This window comes from Arthrobacter sp. H20 (genome assembly GCF_000520515.1).
Lineage (GTDB): Bacteria > Actinomycetota > Actinomycetes > Actinomycetales > Micrococcaceae > Arthrobacter_D.
In genome coordinates this window covers 52531-71200 of the sequence record NZ_KI914725.1, presented here as the reverse complement: position 1 = coordinate 71200, position 18670 = coordinate 52531, and the positions used below count along the sequence as shown (strand labels likewise).

General features: G+C 59.2%; 17 protein-coding genes. 3 read left to right on the top strand and 14 right to left on the bottom strand.

The features are described 5' to 3' along the window. From Y703_RS18770 to Y703_RS0108380, 10 genes are all read right to left on the bottom strand, one after another. Window positions 1–3292, bottom strand: a 3292-nt coding sequence (locus Y703_RS18770) for a glycosyltransferase (protein WP_051427412.1), incomplete at its 3' end; no start/stop codon positions are given. A 42-nt stretch (window positions 3293–3334) separates the two neighbouring features. Further along, window positions 3335–4585: a UDP-N-acetyl-D-mannosamine dehydrogenase gene (gene wecC, locus Y703_RS0108420; protein WP_026552362.1), complete on the bottom strand. Its 1251-nt coding sequence runs from the start codon at window positions 4583–4585 to the stop codon at window positions 3335–3337. A gap of 9 nt (window positions 4586–4594) precedes the next feature. Further along, complete coding sequence (locus Y703_RS0108415) at window positions 4595–6475, bottom strand: glycosyltransferase (protein WP_051427411.1); 1881 nt, start codon at window positions 6473–6475, stop codon at window positions 4595–4597. A 29-nt stretch (window positions 6476–6504) separates the two neighbouring features. Next, a complete protein-coding gene (locus Y703_RS18765) occupies window positions 6505–7227 on the bottom strand; it encodes an ABC transporter ATP-binding protein (protein ID WP_253907973.1) in 723 nt (240 codons plus the stop codon). A gap of 148 nt (window positions 7228–7375) precedes the next feature. Further along, a complete protein-coding gene (locus Y703_RS0108405) occupies window positions 7376–8260 on the bottom strand; it encodes an ABC transporter permease (RefSeq protein ID WP_026552360.1) in 885 nt (294 codons plus the stop codon). Next, complete coding sequence (locus Y703_RS18760; protein ID WP_253907972.1) at window positions 8260–9789, bottom strand: glycosyltransferase family 4 protein; 1530 nt, start codon at window positions 9787–9789, stop codon at window positions 8260–8262. Before Y703_RS18760 ends, Y703_RS0108405 begins: the two co-directional genes overlap by 1 nt. A gap of 218 nt (window positions 9790–10007) precedes the next feature. Then, entirely contained in the window at window positions 10008–11192 is a 1185-nt protein-coding gene (locus Y703_RS18755) for a glycosyltransferase family 4 protein (RefSeq protein ID WP_253907974.1), read from the bottom strand. Window positions 11193–11341: 149 nt separating this feature from the next. Further along, on the bottom strand, window positions 11342–12343 hold the full coding sequence (locus tag Y703_RS20785; RefSeq protein ID WP_162148873.1) for an S-layer homology domain-containing protein: 1002 nt from the start codon (window positions 12341–12343) through the stop codon (window positions 11342–11344). A 246-nt stretch (window positions 12344–12589) separates the two neighbouring features. Next, window positions 12590–12997 carry a hypothetical protein gene (locus tag Y703_RS22025; protein ID WP_155849446.1) on the bottom strand — a complete coding sequence of 136 codons (408 nt, stop codon included), beginning with the start codon at window positions 12995–12997 and terminating at the stop codon, window positions 12590–12592. A 365-nt stretch (window positions 12998–13362) separates the two neighbouring features. Then, complete coding sequence (locus tag Y703_RS0108380) at window positions 13363–14397, bottom strand: LCP family protein (protein WP_026552357.1); 1035 nt, start codon at window positions 14395–14397, stop codon at window positions 13363–13365. Between the two features lie 101 nt (window positions 14398–14498). On the opposite strand from Y703_RS0108380, the gene Y703_RS0108375 reads away from it, so the two are divergent. Both Y703_RS0108375 and Y703_RS0108370 read left to right on the top strand, forming a co-directional pair. Next, entirely contained in the window at window positions 14499–14975 is a 477-nt protein-coding gene (locus Y703_RS0108375; RefSeq protein ID WP_026552356.1) for a DUF3515 domain-containing protein, read from the top strand. Further along, on the top strand, window positions 14975–15898 hold the full coding sequence (locus tag Y703_RS0108370) for an aldose 1-epimerase family protein (RefSeq protein ID WP_155849448.1): 924 nt from the start codon (window positions 14975–14977) through the stop codon (window positions 15896–15898). Before Y703_RS0108375 ends, Y703_RS0108370 begins: the two co-directional genes overlap by 1 nt. A gap of 96 nt (window positions 15899–15994) precedes the next feature. On the opposite strand, the gene Y703_RS0108365 is transcribed toward Y703_RS0108370, so the two are convergent. Genes Y703_RS0108365 through Y703_RS0108350 form a run of 4 tightly spaced genes read right to left on the bottom strand, consistent with a single transcriptional unit; the run spans window position 15995 to window position 17756 of the window. Continuing rightward, a complete protein-coding gene (locus Y703_RS0108365; RefSeq protein ID WP_026552354.1) occupies window positions 15995–16267 on the bottom strand; it encodes a type II toxin-antitoxin system RelE family toxin in 273 nt (90 codons plus the stop codon). Next, complete coding sequence (locus tag Y703_RS0108360) at window positions 16264–16548, bottom strand: type II toxin-antitoxin system Phd/YefM family antitoxin (protein WP_216698876.1); 285 nt, start codon at window positions 16546–16548, stop codon at window positions 16264–16266. The genes Y703_RS0108365 and Y703_RS0108360 overlap by 4 nt, the downstream gene beginning before the upstream one ends. Before the next feature lie 30 nt (window positions 16549–16578). Continuing rightward, on the bottom strand, window positions 16579–17304 hold the full coding sequence (locus Y703_RS0108355; RefSeq protein WP_026552352.1) for a CDP-alcohol phosphatidyltransferase family protein: 726 nt from the start codon (window positions 17302–17304) through the stop codon (window positions 16579–16581). Between the two features lie 17 nt (window positions 17305–17321). After that, complete coding sequence (locus Y703_RS0108350) at window positions 17322–17756, bottom strand: SRPBCC family protein (RefSeq protein ID WP_026552351.1); 435 nt, start codon at window positions 17754–17756, stop codon at window positions 17322–17324. 71 nt (window positions 17757–17827) lie between these two features. Here Y703_RS0108350 and Y703_RS18745 point away from each other — a divergent pair. Then, window positions 17828–18670 (top strand): zinc-dependent alcohol dehydrogenase (locus Y703_RS18745; RefSeq protein ID WP_035764296.1); only part of this gene is annotated, 843 nt, incomplete at its 3' end.

The window sequence follows — 18670 nt, the reverse complement described above, 5'->3', positions numbered from 1 at the left end:
CTAGTCCTTGACCGCGTTCACCAGTGTGTCCGGATTCGATACGGGCCGATTCCCATGCGAGATACTTTCTCGATGTGAGTAGATCTTCGTAGAAGGTGCGGTCAATAGGGGCAACGGGGGCATCCCCAATAAGGGTGATCCCAGCGTCGAGGAGGGCCCGAGAATCGATCGGGTTCATCGTCTCGATAGCAATTCCGTCGACAGGGTGCGGCGAACCGGATTTGGTATCAGTCAACAGCAAAGTTGGGCGAACACTCTGAGCCTCGAGCACTCTGATGATCTCTGGGGTGACCTCCGGCACGCGAAGTGCGTACTTGTCGAGGGAGGGTGCTGCTACATGTAGGCCCGCTGTCCTCAGAACGTACGTCAGGCGATGGGCCGCTGTATGACTGCGAAAGACTGCGCGCATCGCCAGCCATGCGTCGTCATTCCGTGCGTGCTCGTTTTCCATCCAATAGGTGATGAGATCCCGGGCACCCGGTTGATCCTGCACTATCGGGATGATACTTCCGAAAACGTGTTCAATTCCCCGGCCCGGCCCACTGATTACTGCTCCACCGCAGGCAGCCACTTCGAAGACCCGGCGAGAGAACATAGTGCCAGACTGTTCCACTGAGTTCACGTTCACGTGAACAGGGTGCGCCTTGTATGCATCAAGCATCTCGGTGTAGGTCAAGCCCCCGCTGACATAGGGTGCGAGATCGGGAGGAAACCTATAGGGGCTGTCCGGATTCAAGTGCTGCCGATCGTAGATGGTCAGCCCAGGGGTGAGGGCAGCGGCCAATAGACCGTGAAGCTGATCCGAGCGTTTCTTGTAGCGATCACCGTAATAGGAGCCAGCATAACTAACCGTGTGCGAGTAGGCTTTGGCCCCGGGGAGGGGATTATGAAGCCGAGGCTGTGCGTAAAAAGGCAACGATGCAACGGACTTCACGGACGGATTGCCGGACTGGAGGTAGCCGGGAATTGATTCGTCATCGCTCGTGAAGACATGGTCAAAATGCGTCGCAGTTTTTTTGAAACGGTTGAAGTGGACCGGGTCCTCTTTGTTCCAGAAAATAGTCGGAATGGAGTGTTCGCGGCAGTGGTCGAGGAGCGCCAGCAAGTCGGCAAACGATTCGTCATCGTAATAACCCACCTTCCCTCGCCACGTGCCCTCATTGCCGTCCCACGCGGATTCAACGAACATCGCATCGATAGAGCTGGACTCAAGTTCGGCTTTCCAACGGTCCGGATGAACTTCAACCAGTGAAATGTCCGGCTGAAGGCCTGCGCGGGTGAACTCATCGGCAATAATCCCTAGCGTGAGCTCGGATAATTTGCGAGGGGACCTGGACACAGCCCCCGTTGTTCCGCGGGAACGCCAGGCGATTCCGCCTACCCTTTTCCAGGTCCTTTCACTGACCACCCACAGCCTCGCCCGGCGGCCCATTGCTTGCCTTTCGGCTGGGTCGTTGAGGAGATCCTCCAAAACATCAGCCAGACCATTCGGATCACCCGACGGGAAAAGTCGTGCACGCTCACCGTCCTCGCCTGCCAGCTCCCGGAGGGGCGCAAGGTCAGACAAAACAACAGCTTTGCCCGCCGCCATGGCCTCCAGGGGCTTAATCGGAGATACCATTTCCGTGACCGGCAGGATCATTCGGGGACACGGCATAATGTCGAAAACGCTGATGAAGGCAGGTATCTCTTCGGCGGGAATCCTTCCAGTGAAACTGATGAACTCAGCGATCCCCAATTGCTCGGCTTGGCTCTTCAGTTTGGGTAGGGTAGCTCCATCGCCGACAACTACCATTCGGACGCGGATACCCTTCAAGATAAGTAGCTTGAAGGCATCTAATAGGGTGCTGAGACCTTCGTACTCCACCAGGCTTCCAGCGTAACCAATTACAGGAGTACCGTCATCCAGCCCGAGCTTGGTGCGGGTAGCGAGGTGTTGCGGCATGTCACTGAACTCGTCAGTATCGACCGCGTTTGGGAGAATCAAGATTTTTTCCGGCGCTACGCCTCTATTGACCAGTTCGTCCCTCACCTGAGGGGTTATCGCAAACACAGAGTCCGAGTTACCCGCGACGAGGGTCTCCATCTGTTTGGAGAAGTTGAATCGGTCTGACTGGACCCAATGGGCTTTCGTTGAGGATTCGGTGATTTCCCACAGTCCCCGCACCTCGTAAACGAAGGGTATACCGAGGCGTCGGGCCGCAATGAGAGCGGGTAGCGCAGTCACATGATTTGATGCAGCCTGAATGGTTTCGACGCGGTTTCGAATGGCAATCTGGACGTAACTGTCGGCCGCCTGCTGGATGAAATGGTCGAGCGGGCCTTGCGTCCAGGTTGGTCCGTGGCTAAAAAAGTGTTCTATTCCATTGATGACTTCGGTATAGCTGGAAAGAGACTTGGGTGCTATGTCGGTTTTAATGTCCCAGGGATAGCCAGGCCGGGCGGCAATCACGATGTTCGCCCCGGCCTGGGCCAAGCCCTTTACCAGACCCGCCGTGCGTGTCGAATAGCCGTTTGAGTTGTAGGGCGAAACGCTGTGTGCGCAATAAAGGATCCGTCCCCGCTCAACTTGATAGCCGGGGCTACTCTGGCTCGGTGGAAGATCCGGGGGATTTCTCGTGAGCCTGTCAAGACCGGAGACCGCGTCAATGAGTTGACGTTCCTTGGCGGTTAGACCTGTCCAGACAGCGGAATGAGCAACAATCAGTTTTGCAGGTTCAGCAACCCGGCCCAGCACAAAATACTGGTGTGAAAGCAGATTATAAACGTTTGCTTTGGACGGTTGTTCCAGAACCCTCTTCCGTAGTTCCTCTTCGCGGTCCAGAGGTCCCGCTGGGAGCGATAGCGGACCGGGAGAGTGCCCGGCGATTGGACGATTCGATTGGTTACTCGACTTTGCAGGAACAATTACGGGTGGAATGTCCGCCGCACGCGCCAACTGTGGCTGACCTGTCCTTTTTACGGGTTTTGGCCACAACCCGGCGATTGCGCTTGCCGGCGTGACAATCGCCGAACCGATTCGCAATCGCGTGGACTGGCGGAGAGCAGCAAGAGTCGACCGTAGCTTGCGATTGTCTTCCGATAGGATTTTTGCTTCCTGAATCAGTTTGGAGTTGCTCAGCTGCGCAACTTTCAGCTCCTTCTCCAGCGATTTGATGGCGCTGGCGTCACGCCTTCGGCGCAACGTGAGCTTCTCGTGCTCAGAAATGAATCTGTCAATATCCGCGAGGTACTTGGCCCGCTTTGCCGAATCACCTACTGATTGTGACCGGACTTCATCCTCATACCTCATGAGATTTCCCCACTGTCGTCAACCGGTCAGCTTGCTGGCCCATCAGCGCCAAATCCCGCGAGTGTCGACGACTGATTTGCCTTCAAGCGCTGACCGGTCCATCTCTTTGAATTCATTGTGATCCACCAGCAGCAGCACAACATCGGCTTCCCGCACGGCGCGCTCCGTTTCCACCAGTTCTACGTTGGCGAGCGAAGTGAGCGCTCGAGGAAGCACCGAGACGTGGGGCTCTGCGACAAGAACTAAGCACTCTGACAAATCCTGGCTAAGCTGCCTGACAATTTCGACCGCAGGAGATTCCCGCAGATCATCAATGTTCGCCTTGAACGCGAGACCCAGTGCAGCCACCTTTGCATTGCTACCGGCATCCTTAAGCACCCTCTTCACTTGATCGATGACCCAAGCTGGCTTACCGTCGTTCGTCTCACGAGCTTGTCGAATCAGGTTCGATTCATCTGGTGCGGCTGAAACGATAAACCACGGGTCGACGGCGATGCAATGTCCGCCTACTCCGGGGCCGGGCTGCAGAATGTTAACTCTGGGGTGATGGTTGGCTAGTTCGATCAGCTCCCACACATCGATCCCGACCTTGTCGCTAATGATCGACAGCTCGTTAGCGAATGCAATGTTGACATCTCGGTAGGCATTCTCGACAAGTTTCGCCATTTCAGCGGTCGCTGCATCTGTGAGGTGGATATCGCCCTGGCAGAATACGTGGTAAAGCTGCCGGGCTAGTTCAGTTGCCTCGTCAGTGATACCACCGACAATTCGATCATTGGTGACCAGCTCAATCATTACGCGACCAGGTAGAACACGTTCTGGGCAATGGGCTACGTGAAGGATTGGCTTCCCATTCACACCGTCGAGGCTGAGATCGGGCCGTAGCCCAAGAAGGTAATCAGCCAGATGCTGGGTAGTCCCTGGCGGCGAAGTTGATTCCAGGATGATGAGTTCCCCGCCTTTCAGCTGTGGCGCGAGGCCGCGGGCTGCAGCCTCGATGTAGCTCAAGTCAGCGGTCTTGTCGGCGTTGAAAGGGGTTGGAACCGCAAGGATGAAAGCATCAGCCGCGGGTGTCATAGTAGTGGCTGACAGGCTACCGACGCTGACTGCACCCGCCACGTGAATGTTGAGATCCGGCTCGACGAACGGCACTTCCCCACGGTTGATCGCGTCCACATTGTCTTGCTTGATGTCTACACCAACGACCTTGAGACCATTGGTCGCCAGAATGGCGGCGGTTGGCAGCCCAATGTAACCGAGGCCGATGACTGCGACTTTTTCGATGCTGTTCATTTGATCCCCTTAGATCGATACATGGCAGTCAGGCCTTCCGAAGAAAGTAATGTCTGCATTGGTGAGTATTTCCTGGTCGGAGACCTGCCACGTGTGTCCCGAACCGCTGCGTTGTTGGTAGTAATTGAACTTATCGGCCGAATAGACGGAACCGGAAGCCGCTATCACCGCTTCGAGGAACGCAGTATCTTCGCCCCTAGTTCGCTGCTCGAACCGAAATCTTCGGAAGACGTCGCCTGCAGCCATCAGGGTGGGCCCCATCACCATATTAGTGAAACGGTGCTCCTTGTGTGCGAACCGCAGGACGGTGGCGTTATACCGTTGCACGTACATGTAGTGGGCCTGCTTGCCGACCACCTCGGCGCCTGAATAGTCCAGGGCATGCAGCTGGTCAAGAAGGTAATGCGGACCGTAGAAATCGTCGTCGTCCATTTTGGTCAGTATCTCCCCAGTCGCCGCAGCAACGCAGTCGTTAAGACACTCTCCAAGACTTTGGCTGGCGGGGGCGGTCAGGACTGTAAGCGCTTCAAGGTGATATCTGCGACGCAGATCGTCGAGCTCTGAAGTTGGGACGATGAAGCCATGAGTCAACAAAACAAGCTCGAGGCTCACCCCCAATTGGCAAGATACTGTGCGAAACACGTGATCCAGCTGGTGCGGACGAATGGTCGACACGATGACCGACAGGGAAGGCAGCGTGACGGGTTGAGTCTTCTCAGGTGCTGCCACCGCCAGGATCTGTTCCGCCCGATGCGCATAGGTGTGCGCGTTCCAGATTCTGCGCTGCGCCCGGTGGACCTGTCGGTCCCCCAGAGACCGCTGTCGAACCAGTGCCGATAACACGTTGCGCGCCTGGTCGACTGTATCGACGATCGGAATTTCCTCGTCCGGAAAGAGCGCCTCAATGGCCGCACTTCGCGTGGATACCACTGGTGTACCTGAGGCCGCGATTTCAAATACCCGTCGCGCACACATGCTGGGCGAGCCGATCACCGAGTTCACGTTCAAGAACACTTTGTAGGCCTTGTATGCGGTCAACATTTGGCTATACGGCAGGGATCCGACTACACGGCGCCGCAGATGCTCCGGAAACTGATACTGGGCCGCTCCCCCCAATTGGCGGGAAAAAATCTCCAGTCCGGTATCCATCGACTCGGAAACATCCGTTGCTGCCCCAAGTAGCAGGTCCATCTGACTGCGGCGTTCGGGAAACTTGTCGGTGAAGTACATGCCGGCGAAGGCAAGATCCCGTGTGTGCCAACCCTTCCTGGGCCGAACGGGATTGTGGAGCGCCGGTTGTGCTGCGAAGGTCAGGGTGAAAACGCGGTTGTGACCGAGATCCTCGGTGTAGCTTGCCACCTTGTCTGAATCACTGGTGAAGACGTGGTCAAAAAGTTTCGCCGTTGGGAGGAAATCCTGGTAGTGCGGCGGGTCTTCTTTGTTCCAGAAAACGGTCGGGGTGCCATGGTTCCGAAAACCCTCCACCATCTCCTTGAACGACTCCGACGGACCAGTGGGGCCCGACAGCTGATACTTCCAGGCATCAGAGCTGCCGTGCCAGGCCGACTCAACAAATAGCAGGTCCACATGTTCCTCAAGGATCACCCGGCGCCAATTCAACGGGGTGAGTGGAAAAGTTTCCCATTCATAGGAGAACGCCAAAGCCGAGAACTCATCTAGGATAATTGCAGCGCGGACGTTCCGCCGGGGACCGGTGTTAGCTGTGGATTGGGCGGGGGCAAAGACCAAATGCCGTGACTTTCCGCGCCGAGTCCACGCGCCCTCGGCTCCCTCGGCATTGTCGACGCTGAAGATGCCCTGAGAGGCGCGCTGGCGGCGGTGCCAGGCCCCTACGGCTGACGTACCCCCATGCCGCAGATGCCACAGCATTGTCCTTACCCTTTGAATGTGGAGCACCGTCACTCGATACTCCTACGCCCGGTTTCCCGTGATATCAGGTGCGGAACGACAAGATCGTTCATGGCGCGTCTCTTGGTTTTCATCGCCGCCACGCGATCTCTGGCGGTCAGATGCTTGATGAAGGTGCCGTACCACTTGATGACCTCGGTCGGATCACCGTCCATGACCAATTCACCTTCATCGACCCAAATAACCCGGGAGCACATTTCCTTAATGGTGCCCACGCTGTGGCTAACGAGCAGAACGCAACCCGCCTTCGCGAGAAGTTCATCCATTCTCTGTTTGGTTCGCCCCTTGAACTGGTCGTCACCAGTGTTCAGAGCTTCATCGATCAAAAGGATTTCCGGGTCTACCGCCGTCGCGATTGCAAACTGCAGCCGCGACCCCATCCCCGAGGAGTACGTCCGCATTGGTAGGTGGATCGAACTTTCAAGCCCGGATAATTCCACAATGCTCGTGTAGGCATGGGCGATTTGGTTCTTGGACATTCCCATCGCGAGGCAGCCCAGCATGATGTTCTGCTCGCCAGAGATGTCGGGTACCAGAGCAGCACCAACTCCGAGCAGGGTTGGACGGGAGGATGCATAAATTGCACCTGAAGTTGGTGGTACACGTCCGTTAATGAGTTTCATCAGGGTGCTTTTACCCGAGCCGTTGCGGCCGATAATCCCCACCGATTCGCCCTTACCTACAACCAAAGAAATGCCCTTGAGCGCCCGCACGTCTACAGTCGGACCGCTGCCAACCAATCGACGAACCGAGCGCAGAAACCCTTGTCCCGCACCGGATCCGTTCTGGGTGGTGGGAACCCTATAGACCATGCTGACGTCGTCGACCACTATTGCGGGGGGTTCGCGAACGAACTCGATTTCACTCGTCACGGCCGTAGGTTTCCTCTGCGAACCAAAAATAAATCATGCCGATTGCCACTGCACCGAAGGCCCACACGGCAAGTATTGACCATGATTCCCAAGCCGGAACCTCGCCGTACAACACGGATTCCCGAACAATAGTCAGCACTTGGTAGAGAGGATTCAATTCGATGACGGTTCGTACCGCTGGATACGGATCAAACAGCGTTATCGGGAACATGACGCACGAGGCGTACATCCATATGCGCATGGCAAAACTGATCACATTAGCCACATCATTAACTCTTGAAACCACCCGGGCAAGTATCAACCCGACCCCGAGGTTAAATACTGTCTGCAGAAGCAGCGCCGGAACAACTAGAAGCCACAACCAGGTGATGTCTTCGACGGGCTCGAAGAGCAGGATCAATACCAGCATGGTGATGACTACTGGAATACTCGCCAGAACTTCACGGACGTTCACCGACAGCAATAAGGTTGCCCGGGGAAAGTTGAACGCCTGGATCACCTTCAGGTTGGAGGGGACTGCCCGAGCTCCCGTAGAGATCGCGCGAGTGCTCATCTGAAAAAGAAAAACCCCAATGATCAGGTAGCCGATGAAGTTTTCCACTCCACGGTTGACTTGAAGCAGTACCCCGAATATCAAATAAAAGGTCAACCCATTCAGCACCGGGTTCAGTATCAGCCAAATGCTGCCGAGACGATCTTTACTATTGCCCGATTGGACACTTGCCTTGGCATCAAAGAACACGAAGTGGCGATAGTTCCACAGCGCAACAAGGTATTCCCGAAACGGGGGTCTTTCCCCCACCCGGATGAGCGTCCGAACATCGACGGATGTCGGTACGACGCCGCTCGACCGTCCGTCGTCTGGAGCGGGCATCAGGCGGCACACCTCAGCCCGGCATATGCGTCCAACAAGGCCGTCGAATTACCCGCCCAGGTGCGATCAGACAGCACCTGTCGACGTACTGCGGCGCCCATTGCAACGGCGTGGGGCTCGAGACGCAGGCCGCCGTCGGCAACGAGTTCACGAATACCGGACGCCAATGACTCGACATCGCTGGCGGTAGTCAGCACCCCAGACTCAGCCGAAACTATCTCGCGAAGAGCGGGGAGATCGCTGGCCACAACCGTCCGCGCGCACGCCATCGCCTCGACTGGCTTCAACGGCGTTACCGCTCGGGTCACTTCCAGGTCTTTCCGCGGCACAACAAAAATGTCGATGGCTTGATGATGTAGCCGAGCCTTCTCGCGTGGCACCCGACCGGTGAACGTCACGAGGGCGCTCACGCCAAGCTGCTGGGCCAGAGTCTTCAGCGACGGCAAAGCCACCCCATCCCCCACGATCAGGCAACGCAATCCTGGGTGGTCCACCACCAGCACGCCGAACGCCCGCAACAGATCATCGAGCCCCTCGTAGTCGACAATGCTGCTGACCGTGCCGATGTACACTCCGTCAGTGGGGAGTCCCAGCAACTCGCGCGCATTGCCTGAGTCCATCGGTTCATCGAGGTATTCGTCGCCCACCGCGTTGGGGCACAACAAGACCTTGCGTGGGTCTACTCCCTTGCCCACGATGTCCTGTTTCATAGCCTCACCCAACGTCACCACCAGGCTGGCACTTTGCATAACCTGAGCTTCACTTTCAGTGAAGAGCCTATAGCGTTCACTCTTCTTTGCCGCATCACTACGACTCGATGCCCAGGTGTCGGCCAGTTGACCGCGTACCTCATACACCCAGGGAATGCCCAAAGCCTTCGCAACTTCGCGCACCACCAGGCCATTCACAAAGTGGGTAGTGGTGTGTAACACTGCCGGTCGAACTTGTAACGCCAGCGCGAGAAGTTGGTCGGCCTGCTGCTGCAGCCGGGTATCAAAGCCCTTCGCCAGGCGAGCAGGCAGCACCCGGTGGTAGAAGACGCCATCAATGACATCCAGATCCGCAGCAAAAACCTTTCCAACCTGCACCGGGTATCCCACCCGTGTCGCTGCGTGGACGCTCCACCCGGCGTCGTGCTGTGCCTTGAGTATCGAATGTGAGCGCTGGGCATAGCCGCTACCCGTGTGCGGCAGAGAGTTGGTCAACACGTGCAGCACCGTTTTCGGGAGGGGGACATACCCATTCACTGGAGTCAGCGTGGGCGACCACCCCTCAAAGACCCTCCGCTCAGATGCAAGACGCTCAGCAGCACTGAATCGGTCAGCAGACTGCAGCACCTCAATGGCGCCGCTCATATCGCCGTCAAACCATCGCTTTCGGGCAACAGTCCTGCTCACATCCGTAGCGCCGGCTAGCCGCGTTTGGAGGAGGAACTCGTCAGCCAGGGACGGATACCCGGCGGCGAGGGCAACATCTGCCAGCAAAGCTGACCGCGAAGCCGAACCACCGTTGGTGAGGGCTGCCTTCAAGACAGCTTGAGTGCGCGACTGGTCTCCTCGAAGATGTGCGGCCAAGGATTGGACTACTGGCCCGCCATTCAGGCGAGCTGCCACACTTGCCAGCCAGTACACCAAGCCGCTAGGCATCCTTCGGGACACCTGCAGCAAGAGCAGAAATGGGTCATCCCCCAGATGACGAAAAGCAGTAACACCTAACAATTGCGTGTTGCGCAGCACCGAGACTAGCTTCACCGGTGCGGACCTCCAGCAACTTCAGCCAGCAAATCTATATAATTCTGAGCCAACGACTCAACGTCAGCGTTGTTTTCAACCCATGCACGACCAGCACCATTGACCTGAAGCAACGATCGATCCGCGTGCAGGCCGCGCCACATCTCAGCAAGCTTTTCGGGCGAAGACGTGACGACATGGCCGGACTCGGCATCTTCCAGAATCTTCCTTGCCTCCCCCAAGACGATTCCTGTGACATGCCGACCCAACGATAAGACCTCGTAGGTTTTGGAGGGAATGGTTGTCTCAAAAGACTTCCAATCATCCCGCAAAGACACGATGCAACTATCGGTCCGGCCATAGAACCCCATGACGTCAGGGCCATGGACAGGTTGATGAAACTCGACCGGTGCATCGAGTTCCTGGGCAAGCTGCATCAGTTCACCCTTCTGAACCCCATTGCCAACCATCGTCAGCCGCATTTGTCTACCGACCAGCGCCGCCGCCCTAATCGGCACGTCGAGCCGCTGACTTTCCCCGTGATTCCCGAGGTACAGCACCTCAAGACGGTCTGATTCCATTGCAGGAGGCGAAAGTTTGTCCAGCCCACGCAGGTCCACTCCGTTGGTCACAGTTGCCACGTTTCGCAGTCCGCGCGCACGCAACGTCCGAGCGAAGCCGTGGGTGACAGTCACCACGAGTTCGGCTCGGTCCTGAATGGCCATGATGATCCGCTCTACTACCCCCTTGGCGCTGCCCTGAACGAGGCGTGCATCCCGAGCGATGTCTGGCCATGCGTCCCGCATATCGACAACGAGCGGTCGCTTCAGCATCCGAGAGACGACATAGCCGGCCCCAAGGATAGGAAGACTTGGCACGGTGACCACGACAACGTCGGGCTTCTTGGACATCAGCGCAGCAGGCACAGTGCAAGCCGCCGAAAAAAGATGATTTCCTAGCCGACCCAGACGGGTATTTCGGTGCCACAGGAACGGAACCCTACGGATTCGTTCGCCATATTGGCCCAGAGAACAAAGGAAAGGCCTTCCCGCGACACTGCGGGGCAGTGTTCGCCTGCCGTGCGGAGCGTGCGCCACCGGAGCAACGACGTCGACGTCCCATCCGGCAGCGCGGAAGGAACGAATAAACTGAGTCCACCTTCTCTGCGGCGGACTGTGTTCCGGGGCATAAGAATGCGTCAACAATAAAATGCGCAACGTACACCCCCAACGTGTCTCGGTTGCTTTGGGTCAAGCATGATCACAATCAAGTGTAGACCTCGGGCGCCGAATCGCCTGATTTGGTGCACTTTTTGGCCTGATTTGGTGCACTTTTTGGATTGGGGCACACCTTATGGCTGGGTGTTGATCATGACCGCATAACGACTCATGAAGGCCGCCATGGCGTCGCGGTTGACCGCTGTATAGGGCCTGAAGCTCCTGGTGCCGTTGCCATGGCTCCAGCCTCCGCTGATGCCTGTCGATGCCAGCCAGGAAATCTCCTTGAAGTAAACATTGTCAGTCGCCACGTCGTCGAACGGCGAGGCTGGCAGCTTCTTGAGGTCTGCCCGGTCCGCGAACCGGTAGAGGAAAACAGCCATCGCGTCCCGGGCCACTGGACTCAGCGGGCGAAAGATCCGAGTTTTGTCCGCCTGCGCCCAACCGGTGCTGATGCGCTCTGCGGACAGCCACGAAATCTCTTTGTAGTACTTGCTTTTCGTTGGCACATCGGTGAACGGAGACACGATCGGCGGCGTGTACTCAGGGGATCCGGCCAGGCGATAGATGAAAACTGCCATTGCATCTCTGGCGATAGGTGTGACCGGGCGGAACGTCGAGCTGCCGTTCTTCTCATTCCAGCCCGTGCTGATGCCGGTGGATGCCAACCAGGAGATCTCCCTTGAGAACTGCAGATCCCGCGGGACATCAGCGAAGGAACGCACTGGAAACACTGTGGCCCCAGGGGCGACTACTGTGTTGCCAGCTTCGACAGTCAGGGTTTCCGCCGACGTTTTGAGCACTTTCCCCGGCAACCACTGAGGCGCGCCCGTCACAGCCGATTCATCGGGTTGTGGATCATCAAGGTAGAGCCGGTAGGAACCGGGTGCGAGCGCCTCGAAGGTGTAGCTTCCGTCAACTACCGGCTGGGACTGGACGACGCCCGGTGTTGCAACGCAAGGCCCCTCGGCGGGCGGCGGTGTGATGGGTTCAAGTGTGCTGGCAGCGGACGAATCAGGAGCTTCAGGCGGCACAGTGGGAACAGCAACCGGTAGGGCATACACACAGGCGCTGCCGCCTGCCTCGATGCCGCTGACCGTTCCAGTGATCTGGCCACCGTCTTCCACAGCAGGCACTGAGGGAAGTCCCGCACCCATCAAGAGACTTGAAATCAGAAGCCCCGATGCTGCTGCGGTTGCGCGCCGGCTCTGGCTCTGCCAACGCGATGGCTGGTCCCCTCGGCGCGCTGATTCCACTCTGGTCATGCTGTGTCCCCCTACAGATACGAATGATCGATTCATCGTATGGCGAGGCTGGAGCGCAAATGTGACGCTAGAGGCTATTGAGGCGAAGCGTGATCAAAACGTCACTCGTGGGACTGACTACTTTTCCGGTTTCGGGCGGGTGGTATTTCCGCCCCGAAGCTTCGCGTAGTACAGCACGCCCAGGCCAACAAGACCCACGATGACCAGGACTCTGGTGATCGGACTGGATCCGATTGAGGTCTCCTCAGAGGCGGCACTGGCATCGACAACGGCTGCCTCACTTGTGGACGGCGACGGCGAGGACGTCGCTGAGCGGGTCGGTGTCGGTGTCGGTGTCGGTTCAGGAGACTCGGACTTAACAGGCTCTGCCGACTCGGATTCCTCGGGCTCGGGAGTTTCCTCCGGCTCCTCGGGCTCTATCGACTCGGTCAGATCAACCACTGCACCGGTGACAGCAATAAACCTGAAGTCGGTATAAAAAAACGTGGTCGGATCGATCAGATTGCCGGTGCCGGGTTCAATCAAGAAGCCAGTGGGTGGATGAATGGGGTAGCCGGTTACCGGGTCAACAGCGAAACCGGTCGCAGGATCAACGGCTGGACCGGGGTCCTCCTCGGGTGCAGGCTCGGGTGCCGGCTGCTGCGGAGCGGGTTCCGGCCGCGGTTGGGGTTCGGGCTGTGGTGCGGGGGCAGGTTGCGGTGCCGGCGTTGTGGGGACAGGTGCCGGCGCAGGGGCAGGAGGCGGGTTGGTCGTCGGCGCGGGACCCGGAGCTGGCAAGGGCGGCTCGATGAGGTCGGCGTGCGCCACTCCTACACCCGCTCCAACACACAGCGAGGCCGCGGCTAATCCGGCGAGAGCGCGGCGCATCAATAATCCCATGGGTCCTAATTCTACTGTGCTGCGGCCTGGACATAGTCGCCCAAGGTATCGGTATCCAGCGCTTCGGCAATGTCCGCGATTGCGGCGTCGTCCTTCACAATAATCGACTGGCCATCAGCTGACGTGCCGATTCCCAGATTCGGCAACGTGAAGAACTGCACATCATCTCCCCGGATGCTCCTCAACGACAACGCCAGACCACCCGCCGTGGTGGCGTCCAGCCCTTCGTCAACACTAAGGTACGGGGAAACCTGGTCCACGATCTCGTAAATTTTGAACGGATTGGTGAGCGTCTCAGCGGTGAGGAATTTACCCATCACGCCCTTGATGAACTGCTGCTGGTTCTTCACCCGCTGAAAGTCACCATCGGTAAAGGCATACCGCTCACGAACAAACTTCAGCGCCGATTCACCCTGCAGAGTGATCTCGCCCTGCTCAAAGAACTCGCCATCCGCTCCGCGCGACTGGAACGCGATCTCGTTATTAACCTCAACACCGCCCAACGCGTCAGTCAGACCCGTGAAACCCTCGAAGTCGATGATGGAGACGTGATCGATCGGCGCATCGAACATGCCCTCGAGTGTCTGCACCAACAGCGGTACTCCCCCAAATGCTGTGGCGGCGTTGATCTTGTGCTCCCCATACCCAGGAATTTCCGTCCAGGTGTCCCGCATGATCGACATCACGTAAACACCCTCACGGTCGGCCGGAAGATGCATCAGCATCATGGTGTCGGAGCGTCCCTCGTTGGGCACGCCTGGCAGGTTCTCGGTCTCGCCGCTGCCACCGTTCTCGTCACTGCCGAGCAGGAGGATGGTTTGGGCTCCCTCCGCCGCAGCTGAGCGAGTGGGACGATCGGTGCCTTCCGGGAAGACCTCTTCGATGGTCTCGGTCTGCGTGTTGTAGGTATTGGCCAGATTGAACAGATAGCCGCCGGCCACGAGACCAGCCACCAGCACCAACGCCAGCGCAGAAAAGAGAACAATACGTACCGGACGCTTCTTCGGAGCGCGCTGCTGGACGGGTTCTTCAAGATAATGTGACACGGCCGTTTCTCCCTGCGTGAGACAGCTCCCCATCCTAACTATCAACTGTGGGAGAAAGCTGGGAGGCGCAGCGGCCGACCAGTGGATACTAAGCTGGCACAATGCGCGCCTCCCGCCTCCTCGCCCCACTTGCCGTAGTCGTTCTGGGCCTAACGGCCTGCACGCCGGTAGTCGGCGTGGACCCCGCCATCGATGCCGCCAACCCCGAGTGCGCGTCGGTGATGGTGTCGCTGCCGGAGCTGGTGGCAGAGAACGAGCTACGGGAAACCAACAGCCAGGCCACCGCAGCGTGGGGCGACCCCTCGCAGGTGGTTCTCCGGTGCGGCGTGGCCGTTCCCGGCCCTACTACCGATGCCTGCGCGTCAGTGAACGGGGTTGACTGGATCATCCTTGAAGAAGCAGACGTGTGGCGCGCCACCACCTACGGCCGCGACCCGGCGGTCGAGGTGCTCTTCGATCCCAACGAGGTACCGTCCAGCACCATCCTGGTTGATCTGGGCTCGGCTGTGTCAGTGATCGCCCAGGATTCCGAGTGCCTCAGCGTCAACGATGAGTTGGAACTACCCGAAGGCTCATGATGGATCACTCAGCTCCCACTCCCCTGTCCGGCCGCCAAATCAGCCTGGCTCACGGCGAGTACACCGCCACCGTCGCCAGTGTTGGAGCGTCCCTGCGCGAACTCCGGTTCGGCGGCCGTGACCTGATTCGCTCCTACGACGCCGACGAGATCCGCCCCAACTACCGCGGCGCGCTCCTGGCCCCGTGGCCCAACCGGGTGGTGGACGGCAGCTACCCGTTCGACGGCGCCACCCACCAGCTCAGCCTCACCGAGCCCGAGCGCGGCCATGCCCTGCACGGGCTCCTCGCCTGGGAGGACTGGGCGACGGTTGAGCACAGTGACTCGTCGGTCCGGCTCCGTGCGACAGTGGTCCCGCAGGAGGGCTACATGTTCCGGCTCACCGTTGCGGTCACTTACACGCTCGACGACGACGGCCTCACCACCACTGTGAGCGCCACCAACACGGGACCGGACGCCGCGCCCTACGGCGTTGCATCCCACCCCTACCTGGTGGCCGGCGACGGCCGCGTGGATGAATGGACGCTGACCATACCGGCCAATACGGTGCTGGAGGTGACCCCCGACCGGCTGATTCCTACCGCGCTGGCTGCCGTGTCCGGAGACTTCGACTTCCGGACCTCCCGGCAGGTCAAGACCGCGTTCCTTGACCATGCGTTCACCGACATTGACTACGACGACGGCGCAGCCACGGTTGCAGTGACCGGGCCTGATGGCTCCGGCGCAGCTGTCTCGTTTGGCGGCGGCTGCCCCTGGGTGCAGGTCCATACCGGAGACCTACCGAAGGATCCTGCCGGCAGCAGGCGGGGTCTCGCCGTCGAACCCATGACCTGCCCGCCGGATGCGTTCAACTCGGGAACAGACCTGGTGGTGCTGCAGCCCGGCGCTGAACACACTGCATCGTGGCGGATTCACGCGGTCTAGGGCATTACCGGGCTCTGCCCAAACGTATGGCCCGATTCAGCGGTGAGTTTCCAAAGTGCTCACGTAATCCCTGATCAGGTGCGGACTGCGAACATTCTAGGTTCGGTAGGAGTCTGCCCGGTGGCGGACCGCTGTAACCTCTACCAGGCGCTGATCATCATTGATGAAGTACAGAATCCGGTAGGATCCACGCCGGGCGGTCCATGCCGGATGTAGCGGCGGATTGAGAGGCTTCCCGACCCGGTGAGGGTTCTCGAGCAAGGGTCCAACAATGAATTCGTAAGCGGCAGCTGCAACTTTTTCCGGAAGAACCTCCGCGAGCGCCCGCGCCGCCTGACCGGAAATCCTCAAACCATAGGCCTGTGTCACTTGGGCTGGCGGCCAGCGCTGAGCATCACCCGAGTTAATTGGTCAACATCCAGGTGGTCCCCGCTATCGATCGCCGCAACTCCCTCACGATGGGCTGAAAGAAGCGCTGCATCGGAGAGGACGCTGATAGTTTCCTGAAGGGTGTCGTAGTCGTCAGACGAGAGCAGCACTGCGGCTCGTCGCCCATTACGGGTGATCTCGAAACGTTGATGGGTTGCTTCAGCTTCATCAATCAGGCGTGACAGCTGGGCTCGGGCATCTGCAACCGGCATGGTAGTCATGTACACAATTCTAGCGCTAATCCTCCGACATTAGGAGGGGTGGACGGCGCGGGCGTCGTTCCGCTCCAGCGCCACCACATCCCTGCCAAACGAGGCACACAGCAACAGCAGCGACGCGGCAACCACTGGAATTGCCAGCCCTAACGGCACCACTGGGACAAGGATGACCAACAGCACCACACCCTGGGTGGCAGCTACGACGCGCCGAAAACTACTGAATCCCAGGTCACGTCTGAGCGCCGGACGAAACCACGACGCAGCGACGTACAGATACCGCATCAGTCCGATGAGCAGCGCCCACCAGCCGACGGTCATCGCCACCGGAATGGACAACACCAGCAGGAGAATTGCGTCGGTTTCCATATCAAGGCGAGCGCCAGCTTTGGACGCGGTGCCGGTACGTCGCGCTACCGCTCCATCAGCTGCGTCGAGGAGCACCGCTGGCGCAGCCAACAGCACCAGCCACCAGGACCGGGTGGGTACAGCACCCGCGAGGGAGAGCACCACGATCGTTGCGCACCCACCCGCCAGCACCGCCCGCAGCAGCGTGATGCGGTCAGCCGGCCCCGAATAGGACGGCCGACGTCGCACCACGCTCAGCGCGGCAACAGTCACCAGGGTGAGGCCGGCAACCATCGCCGCCACATTGATGACATTGTGCGAGTCGTTCACTTCCAACAACGTGATGCCGACGCCGATAGACCCAAGGACAGCGCCGGACGCATCGAACAGCGCACGTCTGCTGATCTGAGCCACCGGCCTACCCGCCGAAACTAGACGAGCGAGTTCAGTTTGTCCCGGAGGCCGTTAAGCGCTGGATCGCGCAGTGAGTTGAACACCGGCTTCAGGAACGGCTGGGCAACCCGCCGGAATCCATTGAGCTGAAACTCGGCCGTGTAGGTGACATCGCTGCCAGCAGCTGACGGCACGACGTCGATTGAGTCGAACGAGACAAGGGTCTTGTTCTCGCCGCGCAGCTTGATGTGGCCCTCACGCAGTTCGGTCACCTCGTACTCGATCGACTGTCGCTTCCCACGGAATTCGGCCTCCGCGTGATAGCGGTGGCCGACAGCCACGGGACCGATGGAGCGCTTCTCCACCACAGGCGTGCCTGGATCCCACTCGCTGGTGTGCTCAAACTCAGACAGGAAAGCGAAGGCCTTCGAGGGCGACAGAGGCGTGCTGATGGTTCCCTTGACAGTAATCATTTCCCCATCCTACTGACGAACACTGCCAAAAGGTTGGGGAACCGGTCTTCCCCGCAGGGCATAATCAAGAGATGGATAGCACCCCCGCCGAGCACAGCCAGTCCTACTGGACCACCAGGCCTGGCCACGGCGAGCTGCGCACCGCTCCCCTGCCCGCGATGGAACCCGACCATGCACTGGTTCGCACACTGTATTCCGGGATCAGCAGAGGCACTGAGACGCTGGTCCACGACGGCAGCATCCCGCCCGAGGTGGCCGACCTGATGGAGGCTCCCTTCCAGGAAGGCTCCTTCCCCTCCCCCGTGAAGTACGGGTACCTCTCTGTTGGCGTCGTCGAGGAAGGGCCAGAGGCGCTGGTGGGTCAGCGGGTGTTCTGCCTCTACCCGCACCAGGACCGCTACGTTGTTCCGGTTTCCGCTCTTACGGTCATTCCCGACGACGTCCCGAGCGAGCGCGCCGTGCTGGCCGGCGCCGTCGAGACAGCTGTCAACGCCCTCTGGGATTCCCGGCCCTGCATTGGCGACCGCATCGCCGTCGTGGGCGGCGGCATGATTGGCGCTGCCGTCGCCACGCTGCTGCGCCGGTTCCCGCTGGAACGCCTGCAACTGGTGGACCCGGATGCCTCCCGCGCCGACCTCGCAAAACAATTGGGAGTTGACTGGGTGAATCCCGACGATGCACTGGGCGACTGCGACATCGTCTACCACTGCTCCTCCACAGCCGCCGGACTCTCCCTGGGTCTTGGCCTGCTGGGCGATGAGGGCGAAGTCATCGAGATGTCCTGGTACGGCACCCGATCACCAGAGGTCCCGCTGGGTGCCGACTTCCATGCGCGCCGGCTCAGTATCAGGGCAAGCCAGGTAGGAACCATCGCCGCTCCGCGCCGAGCCCGCCGAACCCACCAGGACCGGCTC

Excerpts from the sequence above, each read along its gene's own strand:
- wecC (WP_026552362.1), bottom strand. The coding sequence starts at position 4,585 with ATGAACAGCATCGAAAAAGTCGCAGTCATCGGCCTCGGTTACATTGGG.
- Y703_RS0108415 (WP_051427411.1), bottom strand. The coding sequence starts at position 6,475 with ATGCTGTGGCATCTGCGGCATGGGGGTACGTCAGCCGTAGGGGCCTGG.
- Y703_RS0108405 (WP_026552360.1), bottom strand. The coding sequence starts at position 8,260 with ATGCCCGCTCCAGACGACGGACGGTCGAGCGGCGTCGTACCGACATCC.
- Y703_RS0108375 (WP_026552356.1), top strand. The coding sequence starts at position 14,499 with ATGCGCGCCTCCCGCCTCCTCGCCCCACTTGCCGTAGTCGTTCTGGGC.
- Y703_RS0108370 (WP_155849448.1), top strand. The coding sequence starts at position 14,975 with ATGGATCACTCAGCTCCCACTCCCCTGTCCGGCCGCCAAATCAGCCTG.
- Y703_RS0108360 (WP_216698876.1), bottom strand. The coding sequence starts at position 16,548 with ATGACTACCATGCCGGTTGCAGATGCCCGAGCCCAGCTGTCACGCCTG.
- Y703_RS0108350 (WP_026552351.1), bottom strand. The coding sequence starts at position 17,756 with ATGATTACTGTCAAGGGAACCATCAGCACGCCTCTGTCGCCCTCGAAG.